The following is a 13,240-nucleotide window of genomic DNA, read 5'->3' on the forward strand; positions in this document are numbered from 1 at the left end:
CGGTCTATGAGAAGGAGCTTCGCGGCTCCTCCTTCCATGATCTTGATAAGGTGTTGCTAATCGTGTGTCGGCATGGTGAAAGCCGAAGCGCTGACCTTGCTGACTGGCCATTTGCTGGTAATGGATTTACGGCGGGTATAGAAATGAATGCTCTCAGGGCCGTGCATGTTCGTGTCACCGAAAGAAGAACGTTTCCAACCGCCGAAGGGGTGGCTGGCCACAGGAACGGGAATGGGAATGTTAATGCCGACCATCCCGGCCTGAACTCTTCGACTGTATTCCCGAGCGGTGTAACCGTCACGGGTAAAAATAGCGGTGCCATTACCATATTGATGACGATTGACCAGCGATAGCGCCTGTTCAAAGTTCCTGGTGCGAATAATACAAAGAACGGGCCCAAAAATTTCGTTCTGGTAAATGGACATGGCTTCGGTAACCTGATCAAACAGACAGGGGCCCAGGTAATAGCCCTGGGTGTGTCGCGGATGCTGGAAATTCCGCCCGTCGATCAATAGGGACGCTCCTTCCGTGACGCCCTGCTCAATGGCTTCAAGTACCCGCTGTCGATGAGCTTGACTGACCAATGGACCCATATCGCAGTTGTCCACATCACCCGCATCGATACGAATGTTGTTTATCTGTGGAATTAACCGCTCCAGCAGCCTTTCCGCCGTGTCATCGCCAACGGTTACGACCACTGACAGAGCCATACATCGTTCTCCGGCCGAACCATAGCCCGCTCCGGCAATCGTTTGAGCCGCCTGTTCCATATCCGCGTCCGGCATGACGACGCCATGATTTTTCGCACCTCCGAACGTGTGGGCCCGTTTCCCGTGGGCAGTTGCCGTTTTGTATATGTATTCGGCAACAGGAGTGGATGCCACTGCGGTGAAGGCTTTGATATCCGGATGGGTCAACAGTTGATCCACGGTTGTTTTATCGCCATGAACGCAATTGACAACGCCGGGAGGCAATCCGGCATCGCTTAACAACTCGAGCAGGCGAACGGGGGCGGAAGGATCCTGTTCCGACGGTTTAAGGATGAAGGTATTGCCGCACGCAATGGCCGGGATCATCATCCAGACCGGAACCATAACCGGAAAATTAAATGGCGAAACCCCGGCACATACCCCCAGGGACTGCCGGATGGTCTGGCAATCGATATGAGTGGCCACATCACTTGAGAAGCTGCCTTGCAACTGCTGGATAATACCGCAGTGAAACTCCACTACCTCAATCCCTCTGGCTACGGAGCCTCGGGCGTCATCCAGTGTTTTACCATGCTCTCTTGTTACAATACTTGCCAGTTCCGTCTGATGCTTTTCCAGCAAGTCACGAAACTTGAATAAAACACGCGCTCTTTTGACAGGTGTGGTTTCAGACCAGGATTCCCATGCTTTTCTGGCCGTCTCCACGGCAAGATCACACGTGTTTTTATCCGCGAAACGTACCTCGCCGACGGCTTCGCCCAACGCGGGATTGTAAATGGTACGGATCTGGCTGCTGCTATCGCCTGCATGCGGCTCACCGTTGATATAATGATGAACTGAATATGCCATCGCTAAACTCCTTTTTAATCCTTTGTCAATGATTGCCGTGTTCAGATGGTCACAGACCTTAATTGTTAAACGTGGTCAGTGTCACCTGGTAATGTTTTTTGTCTTCATTGAAATGGGAGCTGCGGGTTTCAATGACTTCCACACGATTGAATTCACCCGCCTTTTGCAGGGCGTTCTCAATGGCTTCGTCAAGCCCCGCTTCCGAATACCCTGTGTAATCCCTTGTTCTTATACTTGTCATCCGTTTGTTATCCGTCATTGCTGGGAAAGCGTCCAGTCTAGCATGAATTATCAGTAATTTCTTACTAATTATTGCTCGCAAAAAATTGTTTCCCTCTGTAATTTATTCAATAATAGATGACCGGTGCAGGCAAGGAATCGTAGCCATGGGAAAAAAAACAATACTACGTTTGGAAAAGGGCGTCGTACTCAATGACGAGCAACTAAAAAATTTACAGTCCATTCTTGGCGATAGTCCAGTCAATGAGGATGCTTCCGTCACACGGAATTTGCAACGCAACCATCAGTTGCGCGCCGACAGTCTTAAAAAAGCCTTTCAATTCATAGAGGCAACCATTCCGAAAAAAAGCGAATTTGATACGGAAAAGTATTTGCAATGGTGCGCTGAAATTTGCACGTTCCCCGAAAACGCGGAGGATGAGGAATACAAGAAATGTCTTACCAGATATGGGGCGTTGCTGACAGACGCCCTGGTTGATTACTGGGAATGGGATACGAAAGACGGTACGAAGATCAAAGAGGAAGCGATCGAGCTTTTAAACAAGGCTGAGCAATATGTCGTCATGCAAGAGGGCCGCGCTGATCTTGCGACATTGATACCTGACGAACTCTCTGAAGAAGGCGGGTTTATCCTGCTCTGGGATGAGCAACTTCCTCCCCTGGTCGAGGAAACACGCCGGGAACTGGAAGCCATCAAGGCGTCGGTGTTATCCGCAACACCGTCGTGGTTTCGTCAGTCCGGCGTGGTTGAGCAACTTTATTTTTACCATACGCCTGCTTACTGCAACAATAGTGGCGTGCTGCGAAAACATTATGAAGCCGTCAATTTTGCCTGGATGAAGGCCAAGGCAGAGAGAAGTCTGATTATTGAAGCCGATTTGCAAGCGATCAGGGATAATCGCGATCTGCCCAAATGGTTCACGGGTATGGCGCCGGAATCGCAGAAATTTTTTAAATCATGGTTATTGTTTGCAGAGACACAAGAAGACATTAACAAAGGCCTTGCTGCCATCAACTCAAGATTAACCAGTATATCTCAGGGTAAGACGGAGGATATCAGCCGGCAACTATCGGATATCAGAAAATTGCCTTACTGGTATTTATGTTTATCCGAACATGAACAACTGATGCTTAAAACGGTACTTGCCCACTCTGAAACGGTTGACGAGGCCATGTCTTTTTTACCCAGTCGTTTGCGAACCATACCGGGTGTGGCCAATTTTGCCCACAATCATTTTAAAATTCTTGATAACAAGCTTAATATTTTACATTCGTTCGACCCTTATCGCGCCAGTCATTTGGCGTCTCGCGACGTGCAGGATATGCCCCCCCATATCAGAGAGTTGCACGTTAAGCGTAATCTGGCCCGTTTGCGTGAGGTGGTGGGTGAAGACAGATGGTTGTTGATTCAGACTTTGATTAGTCCCAATGAGTATACGGAGAAATACGCCGGCATGCCTGATCATCGTTTGGCTCAGGATCTTGCAAGGGAACTGGAAAAAACGGGGGACAACAAGGTTTGCTCTCCCAATCATCCCTTTAATTATCTGCGTTACCTGGATTCGACCAGTCATGATAATCCCCAGTGCACCAAATTGTTAAAACTGGCGTATGACAATCTCGATGATAAATTCATCAAGGAAGAAATTGCCTTGCTGGAGTTGGACGAAATTTCAGCATCTGAGCTGGAAAAACTGGTTTGTGCAGGCAAGTCTTTTATTGCCCAAAACGAAAATTCGGATTGTTACGCATCCTTGCGGCAATTAATCGCTAACCTGGAATGGCAGGACATGCCTTGTTCTCCGGATGAGGTGGCGGAGTTAATCAAGCAGGCTTTTGAGGAGGCCAAAGCGCTTAAAGAAGGGAGAAAAGCACCAGTAGGACATGGCCTTGTTTCCCGGGTCGAGTTAAATAAACGCAAGCTTATTGATTTATTTCATGACCATTACGACTTTTTCAAGGGATGGCAGGATTGGCAGCCCTTGCTTACCCGGCAATTATATGTACGGAGTAATAAAATAGGCCAGGAGGAAACGTTTATCCGTTTCCAGACAAAAATGACTGATCTGGTCATGTTGTGCAAGGAATATGAGAATGTATTGAATTCCGGCTGGGGAACCGGGACTATTTGGGATTATTGTGGCCGCGAATTGTTTTTAAGCTCTCTGGAAAGCCTGATAATCACTCATACAAAAGATCCTGAGCTTGCCAGATCAGAGGAGGGAATCAGTTTTGGTTCATGCGTGAGCGGCAAGGATCGCAAGTCCATTGAGCTAATACACACCGCTGCCATGTTCCGTTACAAGAAAGCATACGGACGATGGCCCAGTTTTGGGGATACGGGTAGTTATCGTGCCAATTTCGTTGATATCGTTGCGACCCTTTATGTCTCCGGACATTTCCAGGAACATGCCGGTCAAAACGCGCCCGGCTCAAACGGGACTAAAACACCGGATTTGTATTGGCCTGCTGATATTGCCAAGGCAATATGTGCCAAGCTGAAAAACGAAAGGGCGTTACAGCGGGATGACATGCTGGCGACCTATAATGAAGTGTCTCGTATCGGTAAGATGAAGGCGGCTGTCAAAGTCGGTTATGCCTCATCAGCGGTTGCCGCGTTGGGGTTTACCGAAGAACAACAGCAACGAATCATTGATTTGTTAACCGCTATCGTGAAACAACCAAAATACTGGCACAAAAAAACCAGCGTTAAAACAGGGCTTTTTTATTCGGCGCCTACGGGGATAGCTGAAATAGATGGTATTTTAACGGATGAAACCGGGAAACCCAATTCCGAAATTCTGACCAACATTTTTCATGCCGTGTTCAACAGACCGGTTCAATCCTGGTTTCGTGATTCTGATACGCAAGAGCTTTATAACCTGATTAAAAAATTATCGGATCCCCGCAGCAATCCCGGGGAGGTATTGGACGAACTGGAAACATTCAAAACGAATTCCTATGTAACATCTTCCAGAACAGACTCTCCGGAACCGATTCCTGTCAGTATGTTGATTTGATACTATGACTTCATTCATGTCGTTTTGACCGGTGGTGATTTACAAATGGTTCTAAAATTGTCTATGTGCCGCGACTTGTTCGCGGCATCCAGGAATGCGTAGTTCGGAACTTTGAACCACTGGTTCCCGCGAACAAGTCGCGGGATGTAGGCGTTGTTCAAGAATTAAAACCATGCAAAACGAAATGGAAACAGTACTATTTGGTCAGGATTCGACCTCTGATTGGCAAGGATAAGCCTTGGTATCTGGAGTAGTTTGCAAGTTGTGCTGCCAACAGACAACACAACCATTCACAGTAAGTTTAACTGGCGGGGGGTTACTCTTCCAGCAAGTGTTCCAGACCATAATATAAGCCATCCAGCCGCATGACTTTTTGGCAGCAAAGCAGCAGGCCGGGCATAAAGGAAGCACGGTCGAGCGTATTGTGGGTAATGGTCAGCGTTTCGCCGCTGTTGCCGAACAGAACGTCCTGTCTGGCCAATACGCCGGGAAGTCTCAGGGAATGAATGCGAATGCCATGATGATCGCCGCCACGGGCGCCGGGAAGGAGTTCGTGGAATTCGGAACGGACTGTCTGTTTCGTTCGGGTATGGGCTATTAATTCCGCGGTTTTTAAAGCAGTGCCGGAAGGGGCGTCAAATTTTTGCTGATGATGGGTTTCAATAATTTCAACGTCACTGAGATAACGGGCGGCCTGGGCGGCAAAGCGCATCATCAAAATGGCGCTGATGGAAAAGTTGGGGACTATGATCCCTCCCAGTTTCCTTGCCTTGGCCAATTCGGTTAAGCTGTTGATTTGTGCATCAAGCAGGCCGGACGTACCGATAACAGGATGTGCGCCGCACTCAATAATGGCCAGGGTGTTTTCAAACACGCAATCGGCGCGGGTTAAATCAATCACGATTCGGGCATGGGTATCATTTATGGTTTTGCGAAGGTTATCCTGCCTGGATAGCGCGCCAACCAATTGGAAATCAGGATGTTGTTCGATGGTATCGCAGGCGAGCAAACCCATTTTTCCGCGCGCCCCGTTTACGATTACTCGTATCGTCATATCGTCTCCAAAACCAGGATTCTTCAAAAAAACGGTTGGTGTTTTATCAAGATGCTGTTTTCACACTACCTATGGTCCGGAATGCTGGCTGCCCGGTTTTTTCTGCGCATCGCGCAAAGTGCGCCACGCCCAGGTACTTGCCGGGATCCAGCCAATAATGGAAGCCTGCATGATGAGTGCAACAAGGGCGGCGCCCGGGTTATCTTTCATTAGAAAGACCAGCCAGGGAAAGGCCGCTGCAAACAAGAACATAAATAGTTGTTTCATTTCACCTGTACCTTCGCGACAAGATATTTAAAGTATACACTGAACCTATTTTAATTGACGAATGGAGCAGAAGGAAATATTTCCGTTGTGTTGTTGCAATTATCCCGCAAACATTGTACATTGTATGCGCATTTTTGTAGATGAACACTTAAAACATCAGAATTTACTTTATGGCAATCCTGTTTCGCGCTATCCATACTAGTCTGCTCCAAGGCACCGCCGTATTTGCCATCAATGTCGCCCATCGTCATAACAAGGTTATAGCATGAGAAGAAGACAAGAGCTTCATCCTCGTACAGCAGTAATTAATAAAACACAAAAAAACAAAGCCCGCAAAGCACGCCATGACGCACTTTCCTGGCTTGCCGCCACCTTCCCGCAGGCTTTTGATAATTCCATTAGAATCAGACCGCTGAAAAAAGGCATTATGGCTGACATTCTGGAGTATGCCACGCAGGCGGAGGACGCCGGTATATCCAAAGCCAAGTTGCGAGAGGCGGTAGTCATTTTTACGCGTCGTCTGGATTATCTGGCATGCCTGAAGGCTCGGGAAATCCGCGTTGACTTGCAAGGTGATCCGGTGAATGCCGTGACAGACGAGGAAGCAGAACGTGCTGCCGTTAAAATCAAACGGCGTATAGAAAAGAGTTTGCGTAACGCTCGCCAGGAACAACCGGCGAAACAGGCTCCTTCACAAGGAGAAGACCGGTTTAATCGGATGGCTGGCCAGAAGCAGGAATGTTCGTCAACGATGGAATATAATACGGGTTTTCCTGACCGTCCGCCTGCGTTTAGTTCTATGCAAAGTGCTGCAACCCAAATTAATAATCGTACTCCGACCGTTATCAAACACAGGACTTCCAAATCCTATGATCCGGAAGCGATTGCCCGTTTGAAGGAAAAATTGGGTCTGTCACGTCGTGACGAGAAGCAAAAGGAAACGACCTAGATTTTACATAAGAAGGTAGCCCGTAAGGAGGCCTGCGGCCGTATTGCGGGTTTCGTGGTTCAATATTGCAGCAGGAGAACAGGTGAGCGCCTAAGTGAACGTTATCCCGCATTTCGGCTTCGCCTTCATGACGGGCTACAGGATGATGTCCTAGGGTGTGTCCTCATTCAATCTGCAATTTACGCTAAATTATCCCAACTTTTAGCTCGCGAAACAGAATGAGGACACGCCCTAGTGCAACGTTTCACTGATTCTGTCCTGTTGCCAACGGTACAGAAGAGGTAGGTCGGGCGCCTCGCCCGACCTACGACTTGCTCCGCTGTCGCAGCAATAACAAACTAGCAAGACAACTTCAGTGAAACACTGTACTAGGCTGGTAACTGAATAATTTCCATGCTGTTTGTGCCTCCGGGCTCTCCGATGATGCGACCGCGGGTAAGTAACACATACATTTTACCATGCAGCATCCCGTTGTTCCGTAATTGTTCAATCACCCAGTCATTGATTTGCTCAATCGGAATGGCGCGGTAATCCAGGAATACAGGGAATACATTATTGACCAGGCTCAGTCTGGCAACGGTACGTTCATTCGCCGTGATGGCGTAAATAGGGACGTTGCTATGCTGGCGTGACATCCAGACGGCACTCGCTCCTGATTCTGTCAGGGCGATGATGGCTTTGATGGGAAAATGGTTGGCGGCGTGCATGGTTGCCATGGCAATGGCTTGATCCGCGTGATGATAATGACAGGCATCTTTTTCAATGTGATAAAGAAACGAAGCGTGTTTTTCCGCACTCAGACATATTTTATCCATCATCTCAACGACTTTAACCGGAAAATGTCCGGAGGCGGTTTCAGCGGACAACATCACAGCATCCGTACCGTCCAGGATCGCGTTAGCCACATCGGATACTTCGGCGCGGGTGGGCTGCGGATTTGTAATCATGGATTCCATCATCTGAGTCGCGGTAATGATAACTTTGTCCAGCCGTCTGCCCTGCTCGATAATGCGTTTTTGAAGTGCGGGTACTTCCGCCGCGCCTACTTCCACCCCCAGATCGCCGCGGGCAACCATGATGGCCTCCGTTGCGTTAATGATTTCAATCAGGTGATGTACGGCTTCCGTGCGTTCAATTTTGGCAATAATGGGAATATCCGGTGCGCCGAACTCTTTGAGTAATTGTTTTGCTTCCAGAATGTCCTGTTGGTTCTTTACGAAAGAGAGCGTCAGGTAATCCACGTGGATGCTGGCTGCGATTTGTATATCCTGTTTGTCTTTTTCGGTCAGAGCGCCGGCTGCAAGCCCACCGCCTCGCCGATTAAGTCCCTTGTTGTTTTTTAAAATACCGCCTTCGATGACCCGGCAGTGGATCTGCGGTGGCATGACGTTTTGAACTTCCAACTCAATCATCCCGTCGTCTAGAAGCAGGATGTCGCCGGGATGCACTTCATAACAGAGATTGGTGTAGGCGACACCGACACGTTGATTATTACCCGGGTTATTCGTTGCGCAATCCAGAATAAATAATTGATCGTTGTTCAGAGTGATTTGATTGTTTTCAAAGCGGCCAATCCGTAATTTGGGACCTTGTAAATCAGCCATAATGGCCAGGGGCCGCTGCAGTTCCGCTGCTATCGCTTTGGCTTGTTTGATGGTCGCAAGTACTGTTTGGTCCGCGTGCGAAAAATTAATTCGCAATACATCGACACCCGCGGCAATCATTGGACGCAGTACGTCCGGTTGACTGCAGGCGGGTCCCAGTGTGGCAACAATTTTAGTGCGGCGTCTTGTCATGGGCGCGTTTTTCCAGAATAGCTACGGCGGGTAGCGTTTTACCTTCCAGACATTCAAGAAACGCGCCACCTCCAGTGGATATGTAGGAGATTTGCTGGGTGAGATCATACTGATCAATGGCCGCGAGCGTATCTCCTCCGCCTGCGATCGAGAAGGCGTCACTGTTTGCAATGGCAATGGCTATGGCTCTGGTTCCATAGGCAAATTGCGGAAATTCAAAAACACCTAACGGTCCGTTCCATATGATGGTTTTTGCCTGATCAATGATATCCTCGTAATCACCGACGGTGACAGGGCCAATATCCATAATCATGTCATCGCCGGCCACACTGCCCAGAGACTTGTTAAAAGCCGGACAACTTTCGGTAAAGGTTTTGCCAACGACCACATCGGTGGGTAAAGGGATTTGACAGCCTTTTTCCCCGGCCAGTTTCATAATGGCTCGCGCCTCATCCAGCAGCTCATTTTCACAAAGCGAACCGCCAATTTCAAAACCATGCGCTTTTAAAAACGTATTGGCAATGCCGCCACCAGGGATTAGGTAGTCGACCATGCCGACTAATTGGCGAAGCAAAGTTAGTTTCGTCGAAACTTTGGCGCCTCCTACGATGGCTATTATAGGTTTTTCCGGTTCTTTCAGGACGTGTTGCAGAGCGTCCAGTTCTCGAACAAGAAGCGGCCCGGCTGCGGCGATGGGGGCATACTCAGCCACGCCATACGTTGAAGCCTGTGCCCGGTGGGCGGTTCCGAAGGCATCCATGACAAAAATATCACAGAGTGCGGCCAGTTTTTTGGCCAGAGTGGTGTCATTTTTAGTTTCACCGACATTAAAACGGACATTTTCGCACAACACCAGTTCACCCGGTTTTATATCAACGCCATCGAGATAATCGCTGGCAAACCGAACCGGGTAATCAAGATGTTCTCTCAGATAGTCCGCTACCGGTTGCAAGGAAAAACGTTTTTCAAATTTTCCCTCTTCCGGTCGCCCTAAATGAGACAATACGATGACGGCAGCACCCGTATCAAGAGCGGCCTGTAAGGTAGGAAGAGCTGCTTGCAAGCGCTGATCACTGGTTATTATTCCGTCTTTGATCGGTACATTCAAATCTTCGCGAATAAGAATACGTTTATCACACAGATTCAATTCGCTCATTTTGATTAAATTCATGAGTGTGTCCTTAGCGATTCATCATGCAGCTTGCCGTATCCAGCATACGGTTGGAAAAACCCCATTCATTATCATACCATGCCGCCACCTTGACCAGATTGCCAAGCACTTTGGTTTGGGTGGTATCAAACACGGCGGAAGCGGGGTAATGATTATAGTCGCAGGAAACCAACAGGGCATCGTTGATATGTAACACATCGCTTTTGGCTTGCCGCATAATATCGTTCACCTCGGCAACGGTTGTGTCACGTTTTGAGGTAAACGTCAAATCCACAATCGAAACATTCAGAGTAGGTACCCGCATGGCGAAACCATCCAGCTTGCCGGCCAGCTCCGGGAGAACCAGACCAACTGCTGCTGCCGCGCCCGTTTTGGTCGGGATAATGGACTGGGTCGCCGAGCGTGCTCGTCGTAAATCACTATGGCTGCCGTCCAGTAACATCTGATCCTTGGTATAGGCATGAACGGTATTGACCAGGCCGTGTTCGATTCCCAGCGCCTCGTGCAACGGCCTGGCAATTGGAGCCAGACAGTTTGTGGTGCATGACGCGTTAGACACAATGATGTCGGTGGCCTGTAAGGTATGGTGATTCACCCCGTAAACGATAGTAGCGTCCGCGTTTTTACCCGGAGCCGAAATCAGTACTTTTTTGGCGCCTGCGGCGATATGCTGCATGGCTCCTTCGCGGCTGGTGAAGCGGCCGGTGCATTCAAACACAATGTCAATGTCCAAATCCCGCCAGGGTAATAATTTAGGATCTCGCTCGGCAATGATCTGGACAGGATGGCCATCGACCAGCAATTTATCACCGTCTATGGCAACCTCACTGCCGAAACGGCCGTGCGTTGAGTCATAGCGTGTCAGATGGGCAGTGGTTTCAATGCCTGACAAGTCATTGATAGCGACCACGTTAAATTCCTGTTGCCGCTGATATTCATAGATAGCACGTAATATACAGCGGCCGATGCGGCCATAACCGTTTATTGCGACTCTTATCGTCATACTACTTCTCCAAATTACCTGGACTCTTTATTTTGAGTCGGATTTTAATAAAGTATTTAATGCGCCCATTAATTTATCAACCGTGAAGCCTAAATAAGCGAAAGCATCTTTTGCCGGAGCCGATACGCCAAAGCGATCAAGCCCCAGTACCAGACCGTCAAGACCAACAAACCGATACCAGTAGGCGCTGCTCGCCGCTTCAATGGCAAGACGTTTTCGTACGGTGTCCGGTAATACGTGTTCTCTGTAAGACGCGTCCTGGTCAAGAAATCGTTCGCAACATGGCATGGACACCACCCGGACACGCTGACCGGAAGCATTGGCCTGATTGGCGACAGCAACAGCGAGTTGTACTTCCGAACCTGTTGCTATAATTATAGCCTCAGGTTTTTCACCGCAATCAATAAGGATATAGCCGCCTTTGGCAATGAGTTCCCGGGAAGAGGGGGTATGAGTCAGAGCCGGCAAATTCTGGCGAGATAACAACAGGGAAGAAGGACCTTGATGACGGCTAATGGCCTGTTGCCAGGCAACCGCAGTTTCCATTAAATCAGCAGGTCGCCAGACTTGCATATTCGGAGTCATACGAAGTATGGCCGCATGTTCAACAGGCTGATGGGTAGGGCCGTCTTCGCCAAGGCCAATCGAGTCGTGGCTAAACACATAAATAACCCGCTGCTTCATGAGGGCCGACAGGCGGATGGCGTTGCGGGCGTAATCGGAAAAGACCAGAAACGTGCCGCCGTACGGGATGAAACCGCCATGCAGAGCCAGGCCGTTCATAATGGCGGCCATGCCGAATTCCCTGACCCCGTAATAGAGATAATTTCCGTTGGGCCGTTGTGCGGAAATTGCCTCGCTTCCGGACCAGTTGGTGTTGTTTGAACCGGTTAAATCGGCTGAGCCGCCTAACAGTTCGGGTAGTAATTTCGCATATTCTTCCAGACATTGCTGCGAGGATTTCCGGGTTGCCAGAGCTTTGTCGTTAAGACGGCATTGTTCAATAAAAGACGTGGATTCGGCTTCCCAGTTATCCGGCAGATCACCGTTTATACGGCGTAAAAACTGATAATAATCCTGCTCGAACTCTTGCTGATAAATTCGGCATCTCGCAATCCAGTCATCTTCCTCACGCAGCCCTTGTTCCTTGCGATCCCAGGCGGCGTAAATATGATCAGGAATAACAAAAGGGGCGTGCGGCCAATGAAATGTGTTTCTGGCCTGAGCCACGCCCTCGGCACCGAGAGGCGCGCCATGGGATTTTTCACTTCCGGCGACAGGCGTGCCATAACCGATGATTGTTTTGCAGATGATAAGGGTTGGTTTGCCGGATTCCGCTTGGGCTTCCATTATGGCTTGTTCTATGGCTTTTTCATCATGCCCGTCTATTGGCCCTATGACCTGCCAGTGATAGGCGTTGAACCGTTCGGCAGTATTATCGCGGAACCATTGTTCCACCTTGCCGTCGATGGAGATGCCGTTGTCGTCATAAAAAACAATCAGCTTGCCTAACCCCAAAGTCCCCGCCAGGGAGCAGACTTCATGAGATACGCCTTCCATCAGACACCCGTCGCCGGCAAAAGCGTAGGTATAGTGATTGACCAATTCCTGACCAGGGCGGTTAAATCGGGCCGCCAGACTCTTTTCGGCAATGGCCATGCCAACCGCGTTGGCCAGACCCTGGCCCAGAGGGCCGGTGGTGGTTTCAACACCCGGGGTATCCCCATATTCCGGATGGCCGGGTGTTTTGGAATATAATTGCCGGAAACGTTTCAGTTCATCAATGCTGAGTTTATAACCGGTCAAATGCAACAGGGCATATTGCAACATGGAGCCATGACCGTTCGATAATACAAAACGATCCCTGTCAAACCAGTGAGGATTGGCCGGGTTGTGTTTCAGGAATTTTTGCCACAGAACGGTCGCAATATCGGCCATTCCCAAAGGCATGCCCGGATGACCTGATTGGGCTTGTTCGACCGCGTCGATACTCAAAAAGCGGACGGCATTGGCTAATTCGTTAGAAAAACTCATACAAACTCTTTAAACATTGAACGAAGTGGCCGTATTGTCGCTCAGAAGACATGAATCAGCAAGTTGGCAGGAGGTAATTGCGCTAAATTGCCTTGTTATCTCACCGTATAAAACTAGTTGTTACGGTAAAAGGAAAGCAAGTAATGA

At 49.1% G+C, this 13,240-nt stretch carries 10 protein-coding genes; 2 read left to right on the forward strand and 8 right to left on the reverse strand.

From position 1 onward, the window contains the following. Positions 1-56: 56 nt before the first annotated feature. Both CKW05_RS00800 and CKW05_RS00805 read right to left on the reverse strand, forming a co-directional pair. Positions 57-1,559 (reverse strand): CoA-acylating methylmalonate-semialdehyde dehydrogenase, encoded by a 1,503-nt coding sequence (locus CKW05_RS00800; RefSeq protein ID WP_058483990.1) that lies wholly within the window; start codon positions 1,557-1,559, stop codon positions 57-59. Positions 1,560-1,617: 58 nt separating this feature from the next. Next, complete coding sequence (locus CKW05_RS00805; protein WP_058483989.1) at positions 1,618-1,800, reverse strand: dodecin domain-containing protein; 183 nt, start codon at positions 1,798-1,800, stop codon at positions 1,618-1,620. Between the two features lie 145 nt (positions 1,801-1,945). Between CKW05_RS00805 and sidP the strand changes: the two genes are divergently transcribed. Next, positions 1,946-4,819, forward strand: a complete 2,874-nt coding sequence (gene sidP, locus CKW05_RS00810; RefSeq protein ID WP_058483988.1) for a Dot/Icm T4SS effector PI-3-phosphatase SidP — start codon at positions 1,946-1,948, stop codon at positions 4,817-4,819. Positions 4,820-5,135: 316 nt separating this feature from the next. Here sidP and dapB read toward each other — a convergent pair whose 3' ends face one another. Then, positions 5,136-5,873, reverse strand: coding sequence for a 4-hydroxy-tetrahydrodipicolinate reductase (gene dapB, locus CKW05_RS00815; protein WP_058483987.1), 738 nt, complete (start codon positions 5,871-5,873; stop codon positions 5,136-5,138). 69 nt (positions 5,874-5,942) lie between these two features. Next, positions 5,943-6,140 (reverse strand): hypothetical protein, encoded by a 198-nt coding sequence (locus CKW05_RS00820; protein WP_058483986.1) that lies wholly within the window; start codon positions 6,138-6,140, stop codon positions 5,943-5,945. Between the two features lie 265 nt (positions 6,141-6,405). Here CKW05_RS00820 and CKW05_RS00825 point away from each other — a divergent pair, with 265 nt between their 5' ends. Further along, positions 6,406-7,089, forward strand: a complete 684-nt coding sequence (locus CKW05_RS00825) for a ProQ/FinO family protein (protein WP_058483985.1) — start codon at positions 6,406-6,408, stop codon at positions 7,087-7,089. 368 nt (positions 7,090-7,457) lie between these two features. On the opposite strand, the gene pyk is transcribed toward CKW05_RS00825, so the two are convergent. From pyk to tkt, 4 genes are read right to left on the reverse strand one after another with little or no spacing between them, the layout of a single operon-like run. Beyond that, positions 7,458-8,885 (reverse strand): pyruvate kinase, encoded by a 1,428-nt coding sequence (pyk, locus tag CKW05_RS00830; RefSeq protein WP_058483984.1) that lies wholly within the window; start codon positions 8,883-8,885, stop codon positions 7,458-7,460. Continuing rightward, positions 8,866-10,056 (reverse strand): phosphoglycerate kinase, encoded by a 1,191-nt coding sequence (locus CKW05_RS00835; RefSeq protein ID WP_058483983.1) that lies wholly within the window; start codon positions 10,054-10,056, stop codon positions 8,866-8,868. The genes pyk and CKW05_RS00835 overlap by 20 nt, the downstream gene beginning before the upstream one ends. Positions 10,057-10,066: 10 nt before the next feature. Further along, positions 10,067-11,059, reverse strand: coding sequence for a type I glyceraldehyde-3-phosphate dehydrogenase (gene gap, locus CKW05_RS00840; protein WP_058483982.1), 993 nt, complete (start codon positions 11,057-11,059; stop codon positions 10,067-10,069). A 27-nt stretch (positions 11,060-11,086) separates the two neighbouring features. Next, positions 11,087-13,093 carry a transketolase gene (gene tkt, locus CKW05_RS00845; RefSeq protein ID WP_058483981.1) on the reverse strand — a complete coding sequence of 669 codons (2,007 nt, stop codon included), beginning with the start codon at positions 13,091-13,093 and terminating at the stop codon, positions 11,087-11,089. Between the last annotated feature and the right edge of the window lie 147 nt (positions 13,094-13,240).

The organism is Legionella spiritensis (genome assembly GCF_900186965.1).
GTDB classification, from domain to species: domain Bacteria; phylum Pseudomonadota; class Gammaproteobacteria; order Legionellales; family Legionellaceae; genus Legionella_C; species Legionella_C spiritensis.